The sequence below is a fragment of the Variovorax gracilis genome, assembly GCF_030317115.1.
In the GTDB taxonomy this organism is placed as follows: Bacteria; Pseudomonadota; Gammaproteobacteria; order Burkholderiales; family Burkholderiaceae_C; genus Variovorax; species Variovorax gracilis.
On record NZ_JASZYF010000010.1, the window covers coordinates 92,371 to 112,742 of the forward strand.

Annotated in this window: 18 protein-coding genes; 14 read left to right on the forward strand and 4 right to left on the reverse strand. The window is 67.4% G+C overall.

The window, feature by feature from the left end; translation table 11 throughout:
• Nucleotides 1–9: 9 nt before the first annotated feature.
• The 5 genes from QTH97_RS20005 (at nt 10) to QTH97_RS20025 (ending at nt 5,523) form a co-directional block, all read left to right on the forward strand.
• Nucleotides 10–1,410, forward strand: a complete 1,401-nt coding sequence (locus QTH97_RS20005) for a formimidoylglutamate deiminase (protein WP_286570202.1) — start codon at nt 10–12, stop codon at nt 1,408–1,410.
• A gap of 5 nt (nt 1,411–1,415) precedes the next feature.
• On the forward strand, nt 1,416–2,234 hold the full coding sequence (gene hutG, locus QTH97_RS20010) for an N-formylglutamate deformylase (protein WP_286570203.1): 819 nt from the start codon (nt 1,416–1,418) through the stop codon (nt 2,232–2,234).
• A gap of 38 nt (nt 2,235–2,272) precedes the next feature.
• Nucleotides 2,273–3,409 (forward strand): histidinol-phosphate transaminase, encoded by a 1,137-nt coding sequence (locus QTH97_RS20015; RefSeq protein WP_286570204.1) that lies wholly within the window; start codon nt 2,273–2,275, stop codon nt 3,407–3,409.
• A gap of 57 nt (nt 3,410–3,466) precedes the next feature.
• Nucleotides 3,467–4,513, forward strand: a complete 1,047-nt coding sequence (locus tag QTH97_RS20020) for a homocysteine S-methyltransferase family protein (protein WP_286570205.1) — start codon at nt 3,467–3,469, stop codon at nt 4,511–4,513.
• 161 nt (nt 4,514–4,674) lie between these two features.
• Nucleotides 4,675–5,523 (forward strand): SH3 domain-containing protein, encoded by an 849-nt coding sequence (locus tag QTH97_RS20025; protein ID WP_286570206.1) that lies wholly within the window; start codon nt 4,675–4,677, stop codon nt 5,521–5,523.
• A gap of 23 nt (nt 5,524–5,546) precedes the next feature.
• Here the strand turns inward: QTH97_RS20025 and QTH97_RS20030 are convergent, their stop codons facing one another.
• On the reverse strand, nt 5,547–6,434 hold the full coding sequence (locus QTH97_RS20030; protein ID WP_286570207.1) for a LysR family transcriptional regulator: 888 nt from the start codon (nt 6,432–6,434) through the stop codon (nt 5,547–5,549).
• Between the two features lie 98 nt (nt 6,435–6,532).
• Here QTH97_RS20030 and QTH97_RS20035 point away from each other — a divergent pair, with 98 nt between their 5' ends.
• The 5 genes from QTH97_RS20035 to QTH97_RS20055 all read left to right on the forward strand — a co-directional run bounded on the left by QTH97_RS20035 (nt 6,533) and on the right by QTH97_RS20055 (nt 13,138).
• Entirely contained in the window at nt 6,533–6,970 is a 438-nt protein-coding gene (locus QTH97_RS20035) for a PACE efflux transporter (protein WP_286570208.1), read from the forward strand.
• A gap of 287 nt (nt 6,971–7,257) precedes the next feature.
• Entirely contained in the window at nt 7,258–9,972 is a 2,715-nt protein-coding gene (gene metH, locus QTH97_RS20040; RefSeq protein ID WP_286570209.1) for a methionine synthase, read from the forward strand.
• A 55-nt stretch (nt 9,973–10,027) separates the two neighbouring features.
• Nucleotides 10,028–11,797 carry an ArnT family glycosyltransferase gene (locus tag QTH97_RS20045; RefSeq protein WP_286570210.1) on the forward strand — a complete coding sequence of 590 codons (1,770 nt, stop codon included), beginning with the start codon at nt 10,028–10,030 and terminating at the stop codon, nt 11,795–11,797.
• Nucleotides 11,781–12,743: a glycosyltransferase family 2 protein gene (locus QTH97_RS20050; RefSeq protein ID WP_286570211.1), complete on the forward strand. Its 963-nt coding sequence runs from the start codon at nt 11,781–11,783 to the stop codon at nt 12,741–12,743. Before QTH97_RS20045 ends, QTH97_RS20050 begins: the two co-directional genes overlap by 17 nt.
• On the forward strand, nt 12,740–13,138 hold the full coding sequence (locus QTH97_RS20055; RefSeq protein ID WP_286570212.1) for a GtrA family protein: 399 nt from the start codon (nt 12,740–12,742) through the stop codon (nt 13,136–13,138). The genes QTH97_RS20050 and QTH97_RS20055 overlap by 4 nt, the downstream gene beginning before the upstream one ends.
• Nucleotides 13,139–13,170: 32 nt before the next feature.
• Here QTH97_RS20055 and QTH97_RS20060 read toward each other — a convergent pair whose 3' ends face one another.
• The 3 genes from QTH97_RS20060 to QTH97_RS20070 form a co-directional block, all read right to left on the reverse strand.
• Nucleotides 13,171–14,370, reverse strand: coding sequence for an amidohydrolase family protein (locus tag QTH97_RS20060; protein ID WP_286570213.1), 1,200 nt, complete (start codon nt 14,368–14,370; stop codon nt 13,171–13,173).
• 1 nt (nt 14,371) lies between these two features.
• Nucleotides 14,372–15,157 carry a TetR/AcrR family transcriptional regulator gene (locus tag QTH97_RS20065; RefSeq protein WP_286570214.1) on the reverse strand — a complete coding sequence of 262 codons (786 nt, stop codon included), beginning with the start codon at nt 15,155–15,157 and terminating at the stop codon, nt 14,372–14,374.
• Nucleotides 15,158–15,278: 121 nt separating this feature from the next.
• On the reverse strand, nt 15,279–16,052 hold the full coding sequence (locus tag QTH97_RS20070; protein WP_286570215.1) for a ferredoxin--NADP reductase: 774 nt from the start codon (nt 16,050–16,052) through the stop codon (nt 15,279–15,281).
• 236 nt (nt 16,053–16,288) lie between these two features.
• On the opposite strand from QTH97_RS20070, the gene QTH97_RS20075 reads away from it, so the two are divergent.
• The 4 genes from QTH97_RS20075 (at nt 16,289) to QTH97_RS20090 (ending at nt 20,340) form a co-directional block, all read left to right on the forward strand.
• On the forward strand, nt 16,289–17,914 hold the full coding sequence (locus QTH97_RS20075; RefSeq protein WP_286570216.1) for a 6-hydroxynicotinate reductase: 1,626 nt from the start codon (nt 16,289–16,291) through the stop codon (nt 17,912–17,914).
• 118 nt (nt 17,915–18,032) lie between these two features.
• Nucleotides 18,033–18,956 (forward strand): UPF0280 family protein, encoded by a 924-nt coding sequence (locus QTH97_RS20080; RefSeq protein WP_286570217.1) that lies wholly within the window; start codon nt 18,033–18,035, stop codon nt 18,954–18,956.
• 21 nt (nt 18,957–18,977) lie between these two features.
• The gene (locus QTH97_RS20085; RefSeq protein ID WP_286570218.1) at nt 18,978–19,619 is read left to right on the forward strand and encodes an amino acid synthesis family protein; all 642 of its coding nucleotides are present in this window, start codon (nt 18,978–18,980) and stop codon (nt 19,617–19,619) included.
• A gap of 136 nt (nt 19,620–19,755) precedes the next feature.
• Nucleotides 19,756–20,340 carry an amino acid synthesis family protein gene (locus QTH97_RS20090; protein ID WP_286570219.1) on the forward strand — a complete coding sequence of 195 codons (585 nt, stop codon included), beginning with the start codon at nt 19,756–19,758 and terminating at the stop codon, nt 20,338–20,340.
• Nucleotides 20,341–20,372 lie beyond the last annotated feature (32 nt).

Sequence of the window (20,372 nt, forward strand, 5' to 3'; positions counted from 1 at the left end):
GCGACCGCCATGCCCTTGCCTGAAACCCGTCGCTCCCTCTTCGCTGCCGATGCCTTGCTGCCCGCCGGCTGGGCTCGCAACGTGCTGCTCGAATGGGATGCGAACGGCCAACTGTCGGCCGTCACATCCGACAGCAGCCCCGGACTCAACACGCCGCGCGCGGGCGGTCCGGTGCTGCCCGGCATGCCCAACCTGCATTCGCACGCCTTCCAGCGCGCCTTCGGCGGCCTGACGGAATTCCGCGGCGCGGCGCAGGACAGCTTCTGGAGCTGGCGAACGCTGATGTATCGCTTCGCCGCGAAGATCTCGCCGGCGCAGGTCGAGGCGATCGCGACCTGGCTCTATGTCGAGATGCTCGAAGCGGGCTACACCTCGGTGTGCGAGTTCCACTACCTGCACCACGACGCCGACGGCAACGCATATGCCGATGACGCCGAGCTCGCGTTGGCGCTGCTGCGCGCGGCACGAAGATCAGGCATCGGCATTACGCTGCTGCCGGTGCTCTATCAGACCAGCGGCTTCGGAGCGCTGCCGCCGAGCGAAGGCCAGCGGCGCTTCATCCGGTCGACCGATTCCATGCTGCGTCTGCTGGAGCGGCTGCATCCGCTGTGCAAGTCGCAGGGCGCACGGCTCGGCCTCGCGCCGCATTCGCTGCGGGCGGTTCCGCCCGATGCGCTCGGCGAAGCGCTCGCGGGCCTGGACGCCATCGACGCGACCGCGCCGGTCCACATCCACATCGCCGAGCAGACGGGCGAAGTCGACGCCTGCCTCGCGTGGAGCGGGCAGCGGCCGGTCGCATGGCTGCTCGACCACGCGGCGGTCGATGCGCGCTGGTGCCTCGTGCATGCAACGCACATGGACCCGGACGAGTACCGCCGCGCGGCGGCCAGTGGCGCCATCGCCGGCCTGTGCCCGACGACTGAAGCCAACCTGGGCGATGGCATCTTCGATTTCAGCTCGTGGCGCGCGGCGGGTGGGCGCTGGGGCATCGGTTCCGACAGCCACGCCTGCGTCAATGCGGCCGAGGAGTTGCTGATGCTGGAATACGGCCAGCGCCTCGCCACGCGGCAGCGCAACGTGGGCGCGGACGCGGCGCATCGCGAGGTGGCGACCGCGCTCACGCTGGGCGCGGTGCAGGGCGGCGCACAGGCCGCGGGCCGTGCCATCGCCGGTCTTGCTGCCGGCGAGCAAGCCGATTTCGTCGTGCTCGACCCTTCGCACGTTGCGCTGCAAGGCCTTGCAGCGCCGGAGATGCTGTCGTCGCACGTGTTCGCGAGCCACCGCACCTCCGCCGTCCATGGCGTGTGGGTCGCCGGGCAGGCGCGCGTCTCGGCCACCCGCCACGATCTGCACGACGAAGGCGCGGCTGCCTTCGTCGCCGCGCGCAGCCAACTTCTAGCCAAGGATTGAGCCCCATGCCTTTCACGACCACCGAGCCTCCCTTCCGCTTTCGCCAGGGCACGCGCCCCTTGCTGATCTCGATGCCGCACGTCGGCACTCACGTCCCGCCGCAACTGGCGGCACGCCTCAGCGACGAGGCACGCCACGTGCCCGACACCGACTGGCATCTGGAGCGCCTGTACGACTTCGCCGATGAACTGGGCGCTTCGGTGCTGGTCGCGACGCACTCGCGCTATGTGGTCGACCTCAACCGTCCGCCCGATGGCGCGAGCCTTTATCCGGGGCAGAGCGTCACTGGGCTGTGTCCGGTCGACACCTTCGACGACACGCCGCTCTATCCTGCCGGCGATGTGCCCGACGATGCCGAGATCGCCGAGCGTCGCGAGGCCATCTGGCAGCCCTACCACCGGCAGCTTGCCGTGGAACTGGCACGCATCAAGGCGCAGCACGGCATCGCCGCGCTGTGGGACGCGCATTCGATCCGTTCGGTGTTGCCGCGCTTCTTCGAGGGCAAGCTGACCGACCTGAACCTGGGCACGGCCCAGGGCGCGAGCTGCGATCCGGCGCTCGCGCAGACCCTGCTGGGCATTGCCAGGGAAGCGACCGGATTTACCAGCGTGCTCAACGGGCGCTTCACCGGCGGCTACATCACGCGCCATCACGGGCAGCCCATGCAAGGCGTTCACGCGGTGCAACTCGAGATGACGCAGTGCAGCTACATGCAGGAGGCATTGCCCTTCGACTACCTGCCCGAGGTGGCAGCGAGCGTGCAGCCGCACGTGCGGCGCATGCTCAGCGCAGTGCTGGACTTCGTCGAATCGCGCCGCGGCTGAGCGCCATCAACACAGAACACCGGGAAAGTCTTCGATCCATGAACGCATCCGCCATCCGCGAACTCGTGCGCCCCGAGGTGCCCGCGCTGCCGCCCTACAACGCGGGCCTGTCGTCGGAGGCCGTGCGGTCGCGCTACGGCGTCGAGCAGATCGCCCGTCTTGCGAGCAACGAGAACCCCTTTGGCGCGAGCCCGAAGGTCGGGCGCGCGCTGGCAGACCTGGCGCTGCGCGTGGGCACGTACCCGGACGCGAACTGCACGGCATTGCGGACCGCCATCGCCGCGCGCACCGGCGCCAGCGCGGAGCAGGTCGTGATCGGAAACGGCTCCGAGTCCATCCTCCAGATGCTGTGCCAGGCCTTCCTGTCGCCAGGTGACCGCGTGCTCACGCAACGGCCGGCTTTTGGACTGCACGAGATCTATCCGCGCATGATGGGCGCCCAGGTCGAGCAGCTGGCGCTCACGCCAGCGCTTGAATTCGACCTCGATGCCTGGTGCGAAGCGCTGGCGCGCGGGCCGAAGATCGCGATGCTCGCCAATCCATCCAACCCGGTGGGCTGCATGTTCGATGCGCAGGCCTTCGCGCGGCTGCTCGATGCGACGCCGGCCGGAACGCTGCTGGTGATCGACGAGGCCTACTACGAATACGCACGGCTCGCGCGCGGCTTCCCCGATGCGCTGGCCGCGCTCCGCGCGCAGCAGCGACCATGGATCGTGCTGCGCACCTTCTCGAAGGCCTGGGGGCTGGCGGGGCTGCGCGTCGGCTACGGCATTGCGTCGGACGCGTCGCTGATCCAGTGGCTGGATCGCGTGCGCACGCCTTTCAACGTCAACGAGGCCGCGCAGGCGGCTGCGCTGGCCGCCTGGAGCGACGAGCCCTTCATGGCGAAGGCGGTCGAAGAAACGGTGCAGCAGCGCGAGTGGGTCGAGCAGCAGTTGCGCGCCATGGACGTGCCCGGCCTGCGCGTGGCGCCGTCAGCGGCCAACTTCCTGTTCATCGACCTGGGGCGGCCGAACGGCCCGGTGAATGAGGCGTTGCTCGCGCGCGGCATCATCATCAAGCCGTGGAGGGAGCCGGGCTTCGAGCGCTTCATCCGCGTGTCGATCGGCACCGCGGATGACAACGCGCGCTTCCTGGGCGCACTGGGCGAGATCTTCGGGGCATCGCCGGCGTAGGGCGCCACAAGACCCGCCACCGAGGCGGGACGCGGGGCGCTTTCTACAATCGGCGCCATGAAGCCGATCGCCTACACCCGCGCGCAGCAGTTGCCCGCCATCCTCGCCCAACGCATCGCCATCCTCGACGGCGCGATGGGCACGATGATCCAGCGCTTCAAACTCACCGAAGCGCAATACCGAGGCGAGCGGTTCAAGGACTTTCCGCGCGACGTCAAGGGCAACAACGAACTGCTCTCGCTGACCCGGCCCGACGTGATCCGCGACATCCATGAGGGCTACCTCGCCGCCGGCGCCGACCTGATCGAGACCAACACCTTCGGCGCGACCCGCATCGCGCAGGAGGACTACAAGATGGCCGATCTTGCGCGCGAGATGAACCTGGAATCCGCCAAGCTCGCTCGCGCGGCCTGCGACAAGTTCAGCACGCCCGACAAGCCCCGATTCGTCGCCGGCGCCCTCGGCCCGACGCCCAAGACCGCCAGCATCAGTCCCGACGTGAACGACCCCGGCGCACGCAACGTGAGCTTCGAGGAACTGCGCGCCTCGTATTACGAACAGGTTGAGGCGCTGGTCGAAGGCGGTGCCGACGTGATCCTGGTCGAGACCATCTTCGACACGCTGAACGCCAAGGCCGCGCTGTTCGCGGTGGACGAATACTTCGAAGCCAGCGGCGAGCGGCTGCCGCTCATCATCAGCGGCACCGTGACCGACGCCTCGGGCCGCATCCTCAGCGGCCAGACCGTCACCGCCTTCTGGCACAGCGTGCGTCATGCGCGGCCGCTGGCCATCGGCCTCAACTGTGCGCTCGGCGCGGCGCTGATGCGTCCCTATATCCAGGAACTGGCACGCGTGGCGGACGACACCTTCATCAGCTGCTATCCCAACGCCGGCCTGCCCAATCCCATGAGCGAGACGGGCTTCGACGAGACGCCGGACGTGACCTCGCGCCTGCTGCACGAATTCGCGGCCGAGGGGCTGGTCAACATCGTGGGTGGCTGTTGCGGCACCACGCCGGAGCATATCGCGGCGATCGGGCAGGCAGTCGCGCCGCTTGCCAGCCGCAGCCTGCATCGCGGCGCCTTCTACAGCGAGGCGGCCTGAGCGTCGAGCATCCCGGCGCGCATGTGAAGCCGGGATGAAGAAGCTCTCCAAACGTTGGGGCGGTCCACGCAACGGCAAGTCTCGCCGTTGTCAGGGAAGGCCGTGGCTGATTGACAACGGCTCTGCAGCCCCCCTACCCTGATCCGCAAAGGAAATCCCACATGCACACATTGACCCGGCGATGGATCGGCATCGGCACCATCGTCCTGGCGCTTCCGTTGGCTGCAACGGCCCAGCAGGCTTTTACCCGTGGCGGCGTCAACCTGCGCGCCGGCCCGGGCGACAACTATCCGCTGGTCGCCTCGCTGCCGCCCGGACAGCCACTTCAAGTGATGGGCTGCACTTCGGGCTATGGCTGGTGCGATGTGGTGCTGCCGGACGGCCTGCGCGGCTGGTCCTATGCCGCGAGCCTCGACTATGCCTACCAGGACCAGCGGGTGCCGCTGGCGACCTACGGTGCGGTGATCGGCGTGCCGCTCGTGACCTTCGCGATCGGGAGCTACTGGGGCAGCTACTACCGTGACCGTCCCTGGTACAACCAGCCGCGCTGGTGGGGCGGACGTCCGCCACCGCCCCCTGGACCGGGATGGCGCCCGCCGCCGCCGCCGGTCCCGGGTTGGCGTCCCAATCCATGGCCGGGCTATTCGCCGCATCCGCCGGGCTTCAGGCCGCCTCCGGCGCCCGGCTTCCGTCCGCCGCCTGCGCCCGGATTCCGCCTGCCGCCACCCAACGGCATTCGTCCTCCGCCGCCCTCGGGCATTCGTCCTCCACATGGCGGCAATCCTCGGCCTCCCGGCCCGCCGCCAGGCGTACGGCCGCCAGGCCAGGGCTTCCAGACCGGCGGAAGGCCACCCGGGCAAGGGGGTGGTGGCGGACACGGCGGTGGTCAACGCGGTGGCCATGGCGGTGGAGGCCAAGGCGGTGGAGGCCACGGAGGGGGCCATGGCGGGGGCCATGGCGGTGGTCACGGGGGCGGTCACGGGGGCGGTCAGGGCGGCGGCCGCCAGTAGGCGTTCGCAGGGAAGCCTCCCTCTCAGTCCTTCTTGCGGGCGATCAGCGCGACAAAGCGCTGCGCGCCCAGCCCTAAGGGCCGTTCGCGCGACCACACCACGTCGACCCACAAGTCCAGCCCGTTCGAGAGGTTCTCGAACGGGATCTCGACCAGCGCACCCGCCGCCACGTGCGGCCGCGCGAAGTTGCGCGGCAGCCAGCCCCAGCCGAGCCCGGCCGTGATCAGGCTCAGCGCCGCGAGCGCGTTGTCGGTGCGCCAGACATGCCGCGCGAACACGAAGCGAGGGTCGCTGGTCGCGAGATCGCGCCCCGCGACCACGATCTGCCGCGTTGTCGTCAGGTGCTCTTCGCGCAGGCGGCCGCCGGCCGCGGCCAGCACGGGATGATCGGGCGCCATCACGGCCACCATGGTGTCGCTCGCCACTTCCTGGAAACCCTCGCGCCCGTCGAGGCTCGGGCGCTCGAACACCAGCGCCAATTGCGCGCGCCCGCTGTGCAGCAGCGTCAGCGCATCGGCTTGCGGCGCGGCGAGCACTTCCACCTCCAGCAGCGGGTATTCCTGCGCCAGCGCGGCCAGCGGCCCGCTCCACGGCGCGGCAAGAAGCTCCGGCGCAATGGCCAGCGTGAGCCGGTTCTCCAGCCCCTGTGTCAACGCGAGCGCCTGCACCTGGAGCTGCTTGAGCTGCGCCGCCAGCAGGCGTGCCTGCGGCTCCAGCGAGCGCGCAGCGGCCGTCGCCTGGGGCTCGCGGCCACTGCGATCGAAAAGCTGCAGGTCGAGTTCGGCCTCCAGGTTGGCGATCGCCATGCTGACGGCCGAGGGCACCCGGCCCAGGGCGCGAGCGGCGGCCGAGAAGGAGCCGTGATCGATCACGGCGAGGAGGACCTCCACGTTGTCGCTGGAAAGGCTCATGGCCCAGACCTGTCAATTGAATTGATAGAAGGTGACTTTATATATCAATAGAACGCACATAAAGTTCACCCGTCAGCAACCATCCGAGGATTGATTTCATGCAAGGGCTCAAGCGCCGCGTCGTCTACATCTCGCTCTACGAAGGCATCGCCATCGTCGCGGCAAGTGCCGGCCTCGCGCTGATGTCGGGCCAGGGGCTGGGCCATTCGGGCGTTCTGGCCGTCATCGCGTCGGTCATCGCCGTGCTCTGGAACCTCAGCTTCAATGCCCTGTTCGAGCGCTGGGAATCCGGTCAGGCCGTTCGCGGCCGCAGCGTGAAGCGCCGGGTGGCCCATGCCATCGGCTTCGAAGGCGGCCTGGTCGCCTTCCTCGTGCCGGTCTTCGCCTGGTGGCTGAGCGTGAGCCTGTGGGAAGCGCTGGTGATGGACCTGGGGCTGGTCGTGTTCTTCCTGATCTACACCTTCGTCTTCAACTGGGCCTTCGACATGCTCTTCGGCCTTCCCGCATCGGCCACCGGCGCAGCGCAGCCGGCGTAAAATCCGCGGCTCCCAAGGAGCGTTGCAGCGCCGCCGCCTTCCCTCGCGAAGCGGCCGCGTCAGGCTTGGGCTATCTCCCGTCTTGCGAAGCACACAGCGCGCGAGCCCAGAGATACCGCAGAACTGGCCTTGCCAGGCTGAAGGTATCGCCCCCTTGCAGGGGGTGGGCGAAGCGACACGCAGTGCGCGGAGCCTGGGGGTGAGCAGTTTTGCAACGACGCTCGCCTGATCCGACGTTCCGCAGGTGAGTCATGTCTTCTGAGCCCCAATCCATTCACGTTCCCCCGATGAAGCTGTCCGGCCTGGAGCCGGTACAGATCGGCGAGGGCGCGTTGTTCGTCAACATCGGCGAGCGCACCAACGTCACCGGCTCCAAGGCCTTCGCGCGGATGATCCTCAACGGCCAGTTCGAGGAAGCGCTCGCGGTGGCGCGCCAGCAGGTCGAGAACGGCGCGCAGGTGATCGACATCAACATGGACGAGGCCATGCTCGACAGCAAGGCCGCGATGGTGCGCTTCCTGAACCTGATCGCGAGCGAGCCCGACATCGCGCGCGTGCCGATCATGGTCGACAGTTCCAAGTGGGAAGTGATCGAGGCGGGCCTGCGCTGCATCCAGGGCAAGGGCATCGTCAACTCCATCAGCATGAAAGAGGGTGAGGACCAGTTCCGCCACCACGCCCGGCTGCTGCGCCGCTACGGCGCGGCGGCGGTCGTCATGGCCTTCGACGAGAAGGGCCAGGCCGACACCTACGAACGCAAGATCGAGATCTGCGAGCGCGCCTACCGCATCCTGGTGGATGAGATCGGCTTTCCGGCCGAGGACATCATCTTCGACCCGAACATCTTCGCGATCGCCACCGGCATCGAGGAGCACAACAACTACGCGGTCGACTTCATCAACGCCACGCGGTGGATCAAGCAGAACCTGCCCGGCGCGAAGGTGTCGGGCGGCGTCTCGAACGTGAGCTTCAGCTTCCGCGGCAACGACCCGGTGCGCGAGGCCATCCACACCGTGTTCCTGTACCACGCGATCAAGGCGGGCATGGACATGGGCATCGTCAATGCCGGCATGGTGGGCGTGTACGACGACCTCGAGCCCGAACTGCGGGAGCGAGTCGAAGACGTGGTGCTGAACCGCCGCCCCGATGCAGGCGAGCGCCTGGTCGAAGTGGCCGAGACTGCCAAGAGCGGCGCCAAGGATGAGAGCAAGAAGCTCGAATGGCGCGGCACGCCGGAGCAACCGGTGACGGTCGAGCAGCGGCTGTCGCACGCCATGGTGCACGGCATCACCGACTTCATCGTCGAGGACACCGAGGAGGCCTACCAGGCCATCCTGGCCAAGGGCGGCCGCCCGCTGCACGTGATCGAAGGCCCGCTCATGGACGGCATGAACATCGTGGGCGACCTGTTCGGGCAGGGCAAGATGTTCCTGCCGCAGGTGGTGAAGTCGGCGCGCGTGATGAAGTCGGCCGTGGCCCACCTCATCCCCTACATCGAGGAAGAGAAACGCCAGGACGAGGCCGCGGGCCGCGACGTGCGGACCAAGGGCAAGATCGTCATCGCCACCGTCAAGGGCGACGTGCACGACATCGGCAAGAACATCGTCACCGTCGTGCTCCAGTGCAACAACTTCGAAGTGGTGAACATGGGCGTGATGGTCCCGTGCCACGAGATCCTGGCGCGCGCCAAGGTCGAAGGCGCGGACATCGTGGGGCTCTCCGGCCTCATCACGCCGAGCCTGGAGGAGATGCAGTATGTCGCCGGCGAGATGCAGAAGGACGAGCATTTCCGCATCAAGAAGATCCCGCTCCTGATCGGCGGCGCCACTACCAGCCGCGTGCACACGGCCGTCAAGATCGCGCCCCACTACGAAGGGCCGGTGGTCTACGTGCCCGATGCCTCGCGCAGCGTGAGCGTGGCGCAGTCGCTGCTGTCCGAGCAGGCGACGAACTACATCAGCGAGATCAACGCCGACTACGACAAGGTCCGCCTCCAGCACGCCAATAAGAAGCAGGTGCCGCTGTGGCCGCTGGCGAAGGCGCGCGCCAACAAGACGCCGGTCGACTGGTCGAACTACCTGCCGCCGGTCCCGAAGTTCATCGGCCGCCGCGTGTTCCGCAACTTCGACCTGACCGAGCTTGCGAAGTACATCGACTGGGGTCCGTTCTTCCAGACCTGGGACCTGGCGGGGCCCTTCCCCGCGATCCTGAAGGACGAGGTCGTGGGCACGGAGGCTGTGCGCGTGTATGCCGACGGGCAGCGCATGCTCAAGCGGCTGATCGAAGGCCGATGGCTCTCGGCCAGCGGCGTCATCGGCTTCTGGCCGGCCAACACCGTGAACGACGACGACATCGTGCTCTATACGGACGAGTCGCGCACCGAGGCCGCGCTCACCTGGTATGGCATGCGCCAGCAGACCGAGAAGCAGGTGATCGAAGGCGTGATGCGGCCGAGCCGCTGCCTCGCCGACTTTGTCGCGCCGCGGGAGAGCGGGCTGAAGGACTACGTGGGCATGTTCGCCGTTACCGCGGGCCTCGGCGTCGAGAAGAAGGAGAAGTACTTCGTCGACGACCTCGACGACTACTCGGCCATCATGCTGAAGGCGCTGGCCGACCGGCTGGCCGAGGCCTTCGCCGAGGCGCTGCACCATCGCGTGCGCACCGACCTCTGGGGCTACGCGCCGGACGAGACGCTGAGCAACGAGGAGATGATCGGCGAGAAGTACCGCGGCATCCGCCCCGCGCCCGGCTACCCGGCCTGCCCGGACCACAGCGTGAAGCGGCCGATGTTCGACCTCTTGAACTGCCCGGACATCGGCATGACCCTGACCGAAAGCCTCGCTATGATGCCTGCCGCCAGTGTCAGCGGCTTCTATCTGAGCCATCCCGATTCAACCTACTTCAATGTGGGCAAGATCGGGCATGACCAGTTGCAGGATCAGGCCGCGCGCCGCCACGAGAGCGAAGCGGATCTCGAGCGGTTGCTGGCACCGAATCTTTGATGCGGCGAGCCGGTGCAATGATGGCCGGCGCAGGGGAGGTGCTATTCAAAAGTTGATGTTTGCTGCCGCGCACTACGCGGCGCTGGCGGTGTTCGTCGTCGCCTGTTGGGGTATCGGACGGATGCTGGTGACGCGCATCGGCGTGCCGGTGCGCCGCGATGTCTGGCTCGAAACCGCGATGGCGATCGCCGCCGGCATCGGCATCGTCATCTGCGTCTTCCAGGCCTTTGCCATTGCCGGCCGGTTCAACGTGGCTGCCGTCCTGTTCGTGGTCGCGGCGGGCATCGCGGCGGCGCTGGCGCAGATGCGTGCGTGGGTGCGCGAGCTGCGCTTGCGCGAAGTGGCGGCGGCGCTGTCCTGGCTCGAGAAGCTGGGCATGCTCGTCCTGGCGATCGTCGCCGTGCCGGCGCTGGTGGCGCCCCTGGCCCCGCCGATCGCCTTCGACGAGCTGATGTACCACCTGCCCTATGCGCGCGAGGTGGCCCACACCGGCTCGCTCGGCATCTACGAGTGGCTTCGCTACCCCTGGTTTCCGTACAACTTCAACCTGCTCTATGCCGCCGCGCTGATGCTCGGCGACGACGTGCTGCCGCACTTCGCGAACGCGCTCGCGGGCTGGCTGTCGGTGTGGATCGTCTACCGCCTGGGCGTGGTGCACGTGAACCGCGTGGTCGCCTGCATCGGCGCCGCGATCTGGCTCGGGCTCGGCGACTATTCCAATGCGCTGATCGACATGAGCGTCGCGCTCTTCGTGCTCGCGGCCTGCTCGGCCTTGTGGTGGTGGCGCGAATCGCCGCGCACGGGCGCGGGCTGGCTGGCGCTCGCGGCCTTCTTCCTTGGCGTCGCGGCCGGCTCCAAGTACCAGGCATTGACCGTCACGCCGCTGGTGGCGGTGTTCGTGCTGCTGCACGAGCGTCGCCCGCGCGTGCTGGCCGTGGCGCTGGTGAGCTTCCTGATCCCCTGCGTGTACTGGTACGCGCGCAACGCCTTCATGACAGGCGACCCCTTCAATCCGATCGGCGCGCGCGTGTTCGGCTTCACCAACTGGAACGCCCAGGACTACCTCATGCAGTTCCAGGACGTGCGCGACCATGCGTCCCTGCCGAGCCCGCTCATCTGGGCGGTGCTGGCCGTGCCCTTCAGCGCCTCCTGGAAGCGTTCGGCCGCGGTGCGCGCCGCCTTCGTGTTCTGTGTCTACTCGCTGTTCGTCTGGGGCCTGACCTCGCGCTACCCGCGCTACCTGACGGCGTCCTTTCCGATCCTGGCACTGACCGCCGGCGTGGGTTGGCAGACGATCTTCGGCGGCATCGCCCTCCGTCTGCGGAGGGCCATGCCCGAGCGCGATCTGGGCGGCGGGCTCGACCGGGCAGGGCGTTGGCTGGGCATCGTCCTGCTGGCGGTGCTGGTGGCCTTCGGCGTGTATCAAACGCGAAGGAAGGCGGTGATGGTCGCCACCACGCCCGCCGAGCGCGAAGCGGTCCTGCGAAAGCACGTGCCGGGCTACGCCGTCATGGACTACCTGCGCGAGCACGCGACCGGCCGCGTCTACCAGATCGCGCTGATCGAGGCGACCTACTACGGACCCAACCCGGTCTGGGGCGACGCGCTCGGGCCCTGGCGGTATTCGGACTTCATCACCCTCCCGTCCGCCGAGTTCGCGCGCAAGCTGGCCGGGCTGGGCTTCGAGGCCATCGCCATCGCGGGGCCCAATGCACCGATGCTGGAGGCGCAGCCCGGCTTTCTTGACCAATTCGCCCTGATGTACGAAAAAGACGGCGCCAAGGCCTATCGAAACCTCCAATACAAGAATGACCGGAAGCCCTGACCCGCGCGCCCTGCGCGTAGCCGCCGTAATTCCGTGCTTCAACGAGGCACTTTCGATTGTCCAGGTGGTGGACGAATTCCGCGCGGCGCTGCCCGAGGCGGAGATCCACGTCTTCGACAACAACTCGACCGACGGCACCGCCGAGGTCGCGAGGGCGAGCGGCGCCACCGTGACGCACGTGGCCCTGCGCGGCAAGGGCAATGTGGCGCGCCGCATGTTCGCGGACGTCGAGGCCGATGTCTACGTGATGGTCGATGGCGACGCCACCTACGACGTGCGCGACATCCGCCAGCACATCGACCTGCTGGTGCGGGACAACCTCGACATGATCGTCGGCTCGCGCATCGACGACGGCGAGGATGCGCAGACCTACCGGCGCGGGCATCGATTCGGCAACCGGCTTCTCACCGGCGCGGTGGCCAGGCTCTTCGGCGGGCACCTGACCGACATGCTGTCGGGCTATCGCGTGTTCTCCAGGCGCTACGCCAAGTCCTTTCCGGCCGTGTCGGAAGGCTTCGAGATCGAGACCGAGCTGACGGTCCACGCCCTGGAGCTGCGCATGCCCTTTGCGGAAGTGCCGGTGCTCTACCGCTCGCGGCCCGAAGGCTCGGAGAGCAAGCTGTCGACCTACCGCGACGGCTGGCGCATCCTGAAGACTATCTGCAAGCTCTTCGTCAGTGAGCGGCCCTTGCTGTTCTTCAGCAGCGTCGCTGGCGTGCTCGCGCTGCTGTCGGTGATCCTGGCCGAGCCGCTGCTGGTCACCTACCTGCGCACCGGACTGGTCCCCCGCCTGCCGACCGCGGTGTTCGTGACCGGCACCATGCTGGTCGCGATGCTGGCCTTCGTCTGCGGCGTCGTTCTGCATACCGTGACGATCGGCCGGCAGGAAGCCAAGCGGCTGCGCTACCTCGCCATTCCGGGCGTGCGGCATCGCGGCTTGCCATGAAGGCGGGGCGGGAGTTCCTGTCCTTCGCGGCCGTCGGGGTGCTCGGCTTCGGGGTCGATCTGGGCGTTCTCTACCTCGTTGCGCCGTTCCTGGGGTGGTACGGGGCACGGGTGGTCTCCTTCATCGCGGCGGCCACCGCGACCTGGGCGCTGAACCGGCGCTACACGTTCACGGCGCGGCGCCCGGGTTCGTCGCTGGCGCGCGAGTATGCGCACTACCTGCTGACCATGCTGGCAGGGGCGATGGTGAACTACACGGTCTATGTGCTGACGCTGCACTGGGTCGGTGGCCCGCTGGCCCCGGCGCTCGGCGTGGCGCTCGGGAGTTGCGCGGGGCTGGCGGTCAACTTCCTGTCGGCGCGGCACCTGGTCTTCAAGTCCGCGCGCAAGCACTGAACGACCTCTTCAGCCAGAGGGAGAAGAGGCTTTCAGTGCGCGCCTGAAACCACCACCGGAATCTCCGTCGCGGGCGGCGTATTGCGGCTGCGGCCGCAGCGCACGATACCGTCGATCATGACCATCCCCACGCCCGGAATGTCGCCGAGCTGCACGCTCTCGAGCAGGGTCTTGCCGGGCGTGTGCTGCGCACGGTCCATGAAGACGAAATCGGCATCGCGTCCGACCTCGACCAGCCCGCAGTTGAGCTTGCGGATGCGCGCCGTGTTGCCCGTCGCAAAGCAGAACACCAGCTCGGCCGGGATGCCCGCGATCGACGACAGCATCGACACCATGCGCAGGATGCCCAGCGGCTGCACGCCAGAGCCGGCCGGCCCGTCGGTGCCGAGGATCACGCGGTGCGGGCACTTGAGATCGAGTGCCGCCTTCGCCGCCGCGATCGCGACGCGCTCGTTGCCGTTGTGCACGATCTCGATGGCTCGCGACGACTTCTCGCACAGCTCGCACACGTGCGCCTCGGGCAGCGAGGTGTGGCCGCCGTTGATGTGGCCGATGACATCCGCATCGGCTTCGAGCACCACGTCCTTGTCGATCAGGCCCGAGCCGGGGATCGACGGTCCGCCCGTATGGATCGTGCTCTGGATGCCGTACTTGCGCGCCCAGGCCACCATTTCCTTGGCTTCGTAGCCGGCCTTGACCGAGCCGAGGCCCACCTCGCCGAGCAGGCCCACGCCGGCTTCGGCCAGCTCCTTGAAGTCGCTCTCGACCATGCCCTTCTCGATGACCGGAGCGCCGGCCAGCACCTTCACGCCGCCGGGGCGGAAGTTGTCGAAGGCGCGCTGCGCGGTGATGGCGAGCGCCTTCAGGCCGACGATGTCCTTGGGGCGGCCCGGCAGATGCACCTCGCCGGCGGATATCATGGTGGTCACGCCGCCGTTCATCGTCGAATCGATCCAGCCGATCTGGCCCTGGCGCGGCGTCCAGTCGCCGAAGACGGGGTGCACGTGGCTGTCGATGAGGCCGGGCGCGACACAGGTCTTCTTGCAGTCGATGATGGTCTGCGCGCCTTCCAGGTCGCAGTCCTTCTCCTTGCCGACCGCGACGATCAGGCCGTCGTTCACGACGATGGTGTCGGCGTCGAGGATGGGCTTGTCGATGTCGCCCGAGAGCAGCAGGCCTATGTTCCGGATGACGACCTTGCCCGACTTGGCGCCGGTTGCGACTTCTGCCATGTCAGGCCTCCCGCCGGGCCGCCCCGAGGGAGGCCTGCGCCCCCTTGGGGGGCAGCGAACGAATGAGAGCTTTGGGGGCCATGTTGTCCTCGTGGGGTAGGGTGGGTTCTTCTTCGGAAGCTCGGGCATCGACCGTGCGCAGCACCGTCTCGATCACGAAGTCTTCCCAGTGCGCGACCGCCTCCGGCGTCTCCAGCGGCTCGCCGAGGAATGCGGTCAGCGTGTGGCGGTTCGACGTGTAGAAATAGCCGGTGGAGGCAATGAGGAGGTACAGGTCGCGCGCCGCCACGTCCTTGCGGAACAGGCCCTGTGCCACGCCGCTCGCCACGATCTCCCGGATGATCGAGATCGCCCGCGACGAATACTCGCGCGCCCGCAGCGACTTGGCGATGTGGCGGCCCTTGTGCAGGTTCTCGGTGTTGAGCAGGGTGACGAACTCGGGGTTCTTGCGGTAGTAGCCCAGCACGAAGCGGATCAGCGCCGTGAGCGATTCGACCGGGCGTGTCGCGTCGAGATCGATCGCGGCCTCGGCGTCGTCCATGCGCCGGTAGATGCCTTCGAGCACCGCGATGAAGAGGCCTTCCTTGCTGCCGAAGTAGTAATAGATCATGCGGTCGTACGACTTCGCGGCCTTCGAGATCTTCTCGACGCTGCCGCCGTCATAGCCGTACTTCGCGAACACCTTGGTCGCCGCGCGCAGGATGCTCTCGCGCGTGGCCTGTGCCGCCGCCTCGCGCACGCCGGTGCGGCGTGTCGCGGCCTTGGGTGCAGTCTTGCGCTCGGCCATGGAGAGACTCAGGAGGCGTGGACCCAGAGGCGGCCGCCGCCGGGCCGCCCCAAGGCGAGCCGCGCCGCCCCCTCGGGGGGTGGAGTGACACGAGCGCAGCGAGTGAAAAGCCGGGGGGTCGTCATTTCTCGGCGAAGGCGCGTTCGACCACGAAGTCGCCGGGGGTGGACGTGTTGCCTTCCTTGAAACCGCGCGCTTCCAGGATGTGCTTGAGGTCAACCAGCAGGCCGGGGCTGCCGCACAGCATCACGCGGTCTTCGGCGGCATTAAGCGGCGGCAGGCCCAGGTCGTCGGTGAGCTTGTTGCTCTCGATCAGCTCGGTGATGCGGCCCATGTTGCGGAACTCCTCGCGCGTCACCGTCGGGTAGTAGAGCAATTGCTTGTCGATCATCTCGCCCAGGAATTCATGCTTGGGCAGGTGGTCGGTCACGAGGTCGTGATAGGCCAGCTCGTCGATCTGGCGCACGCCGTGCACCAGGATGACCTGCTCGAACTTCTCGTAGGTCTCGGGGTCGCGGATGATGCTCATGAACGGTGCCAGGCCTGTGCCCGTGCCGAACAGGTAGAGCCGCTTGCCGGGGAGCGTGTAGTCGATCAGCAGCGTGCCCGTGGGCTTGCGGCCCACGATGATGGTGTCGCCCACCTGGATGTGCTGGAGCTTCGAGGTCAGGGGGCCTTCTTCCACCTTGATGCTCAGGAACTCCAGGTGCTCCTCGTAGTTGGGGCTGACGATGCTGTACGCACGCAGGAGCGGCTTGTTGTTGACCTTCAGGCCGATCATCGTGAAGTGGCCGTTGGAAAAACGCAGGGCCGGATCGCGCGTGGTGGTGAAGGTGAACAGGCGGTCGGTCCAGTGATGGACGCTCAACACACGTTCTTCGCTGAATGCACTCATAAAGGTCAGGAATGGTTATGAACGAAAAAGGGAACTCCCGATTGTCGGCGACGTCCACGAAAACACCATTGCAAGCATCGGGCCCGTTTGCTACATTGATCTTCAATGTAGTGTTTGCCACATGAAAGTGTAGGGAATGCTACACAAACGTCACTTCCAGCACAAGAGCCAGTGCAAGAGGGTCAACGGCACAGATGTTGCACGACCGATTGCCTGATTCCCACGAGACGCCCGCGATGACCGAACATACGAAGACAGACGGATTGCCCGGCATGGACATGCCGGTATTGCCCGAGGCCACCGGCCGCGCGCCGCTGCGCAACGAGAAGATGAGCACCAGCAAGGTGGAGTGCAACGCCTGTCCCGTGCTGTGCCAGATCTCCGAGGGACGCACCGGCGCCTGCGACCGCTATGCCAACCGCGACGGCGTGCTGGTGCGCGTCGATCCGGTGGTGTTGCTGCGCCGCGAACTCGCCAGCGAATCCCCCGCGCTCGTGCCCTTCGCCCGGGTGAACGCCGAACTCGACGAGGTGGAGCGCAGCGCCGAGCCGGTCGTCGACCCCGACTGGAACGGCGATCTCCTTCGTGCCGACGAGGTCTTTGTCACCGGCGTGGGCTCGTCCACCACCTATCCCGACTACAAGCCCGCGCCCTTCATCGTGGCGTCAAAGGCGCAGGGCGTGGACATGGTGACGGTCGTGACCGAAGGCATCTTCAGCTACTGCAGCTTCAAGGTGAAGATCGACACCGACCGCTTTCTTGGCGCCGAGCAGGCCAATGTGCGCTACCGCGGCGAAGTGGTGGGGCATGTCACGACCGCCGAATACGGCTCGCAAATGCTGTCGCTGGGCGGCGTGCACCACCTCACCGGCGGCAGCAAGAAGGAAGGGCGCATGACCGCCGAACTGATGCAGCTGCTCGGCAACAAGAAGCCGGTCGAATGCGTGATCGACGGTGGCGCCAGCATGGTGATCCAGGCCGGCAAGGCGCCGATCGTCAATGGAGTGGAAGAACAGCGCATGCGGGTCGGCTGCGGCTCGGCGGCGGTCGGCATCTTCGCGCGCCAGTTGTTCGGCCATGCCGACGAGGTGGTGGTGGTCGACGACCACATCACCGGCGTCCTGACCGAGCACCAGGCCGGGCGCTGCCTGGACATGCCGGCTTCGGGCATCCAGATGCGCGGGCGAAAGTCGACGCCGGGGCGCTACTTCCAGGTCGCGAACCCGGGCAATGGCTGGGGCGGCACGGACATCGACGATCCGCTCTCCATCATCGACGGCTGGGAAGAGGGCGTGGCGCGCCCGGGCCTGCGCCTGCTGATGACTTCGACCACCGGCGAGCATGCGCAGTGGTACGTGCTCGACGAGCAATTGCGCCCGGTCGAGCAGGAGATGCCGGCCGAGGTGCGCCGCATCGTGGAGCGCATCGGCGAGAACTGCGAGCCCTCGCTGTGCACGGTGCTGTTTCTCGGCGGTGCGGGTGGCAGCTTGCGTGCCGGCGTGACGGAGAACCCGGTGCTGCTCACCCGCGCCATCAAGCGCGCGCTGGTCAATGTGACCTGCGGTGGCGCGCCCGCTTACGTATGGCCCGGTGGCGGCATCACCGTGATGGCCGATGTGCTGCGCATGCCCGACAACAGCTTCGGCACGGTGCCCACGCCCGCGATCGTCGCGCCCATCGAATTCAGCATGCGGCGCGAGGACTATGCCGCGCTCGGTGGTCACATGGAGCACGTGTTCTCCCTCGAACAGGCCCTTGCTCGGGGCGCATGGCAAGACGACGGTGCGCCGCTGGCGCGCCAATGGCTGCGCATGGACGCGGCCAACCCCTGGCCCTTGGGCCAGCCCCCGATGCTCGGCTAGAAATGACGGCCCCCCGGCTTGCCACTGCGTGTGCTTCGCCGCCCCCCGAGAGGGAGGCGCGGCTCGGCTTGGGGCGGCCCGGCCGCGGCCGCATCACCGTTTCAGAGAGGTCGGCGCCATGACCGCGCATCGCACGGCGCTCGACGGCGGCCGCTGGCATCTCAACCACGGCCCCATCGACATCATTGCCGAGGCGCATGGCGATCCGGTGGAGGTCGCGGTGGCGCACGAGCATGTGTGGCGACGCTTCAGTACCTTGCTCGACGAACTGGTGGCGGAGTTGCCTTTGCTGCGCCAGCCCGTGGGCAGCGACTGCGCATTGCGCGGCCCCGTCGCGCGGCGCATGTGGGATGCGTGCGTGCCGTTTCGCGCCGGCTTCATCACGCCGATGGCTGCTGTCGCCGGCGCCGTCGCGCAGGAACTCATCGCTTGCTTTCACCGTCCCGGCATCGAGCGCGCGTGGGTCAACAACGGCGGCGACATTGCGCTGCATCTTGCGCCCGGGTACTCCGCACGGGTCGGCCTGTTCGCCGATCTCGCGCGCTTCGACTTGCGCGACCAGGGTCCGGTCACGACCGATGGTCAATTCGAGATCATTGCGGAGATGCCGGTGCGAGGCGTCGCCACCAGCGGCTGGCGCGGCCGCAGCTTTTCGCTCGGCATCGCCGACAGTGTCACCGTGCTTGCCGCGACCGCGGCCGAAGCGGACGCTGCGGCCACCGTGGTTGCCAACGCCGTCGATGTCGATGACCCCGGCATTCATCGCCTTCCCGCGAGCGAGTGCAAGGACGACAGTGACCTTGGCGACATCCCTGTGACAACGAAGGTCGAAGCCCTGGCGCCCGCGCAGGTGCGCCGCGCACTGGATGCGGGCGTTGCCCGCGCCGAGACCCTGCAGCGCCACGGTCTCATCTGGTCGGCCGTGCTCGTTTGCCAGGGCCAATGGCGGGTCGTCCAACCCTTAAGCTCGCAGGCCTCGGTGACATCGCAGCAAATCGCGGGCAGTGGTGTCGTCGATGCAGTTGGTTCAGTATTTGCTTAACGAAAAGCAGGACTTCCTTTCATGATCGATATACGCCGTGTCTTCACCCAGGTCGAGCACATCCACCACGAGTTCGGACCACGCGCCGCAACGCCGCTGGTGCGCGGCGCCATTGGCGCGGTGCTGACCAATCCCTTCGCGGGCCGCTATGAGCCCGACATCCTGCCGATGATGAAGCTGCTCGATCCGGTCGGCGTCGACATGGCGCACCGGCTGCGCGCGGCGATGGATGTGCCGGTCGAGCGCATTGCAACCTATGGCAAGGGCGCCATCGTCGGCGCAGCCGGCGAGCTGGAGCATGGCGCCCTGTGGCACGTGCCCGGCGGCTACGCGATGCGCGAGCTGCTCGGGTGGAAGGGCGATCGCGATGCCTATCGCCAAGGCAAGGCCGAGGAGAAGACGGGCCAGCCGGGCAATGCGCTGTCGATCGTGCCATCGACCAAGAAGGTCGGGCCGCCCGGAGCGGCGCTCGACGTGCCGCTCACCAACATCAATGCGAGCTATGTGCGCGGCCAGTTCGATGCGATCGAAGTCCGCGTGCCCGGTGCCCCGGCGGCCGACGAGATCGTGTTCATCCTCGCAATGAGCACGGGCTATCGAATCCATGAGCGCGTAGGTGGTCTGCGCGCCGAAGACATCAGCAAATGGGATGGACTCCGATGAAAACCTGCAAGCACCCAATCCGCAACGGACGCATTTCAGAAACACCGTGGAACCGGCTTTGCCGGGCCACTGGTGTTGCCCCCGGAGAGGGGGTGGAGAGCGACACGAAGTGCGCGAGCCTGGGGGAGAACTCAAAATGACAGCAAGTATCCGCAAGCTCGTGATCCAGGTCGACGAAACCCGCAAGGAAATGGGCAAGACCATCGAGCCGCCCACGCGGCGCGCCGTTGCCATCGCCGTCATCGAGAACCCCTACGCGGGCCGCTACAGCGAATCGCTCGATGACCTGATCGCCATCGGCGAAGAACTCGGCGCGCTGCTCGGGCAGAAGGCCGTGGCGGCCCTCGGCATCGAGCCGGGCCAGGCGCAGAGCTACGGCAAGGCCGCGATCGTCGGCGAGGCCGGCGAACTCGAGCACGCTGCCGCCATCCTGCATCCCAAGCTCGGCGCACCGCTGCGAGTGGCGGTCGGGAAAGGCGCGGCGCTCGTGCCATCCGCCAAGAAGCGCGGCACGCTGGGCACGGCGATCGACGTGCCTCTGGGCCACAAGGATGCGGCCTTCGTGCGCAGTCACTTCGACGCCGTCGAGGCGCGCGTGTCGGATGCGCCCCGTGCCAACGAGATCGTCGTTGCCGTCGCCGTGACCGACAGCGGCCGACCGCTGCCGCGCATCGGCGGTCTGCAGGTTTCCGAGATCAAGGGCGAAGACGGACTCCGCTGATTCCCTTCGCCCATCATTCTTTTCTGTGTTCG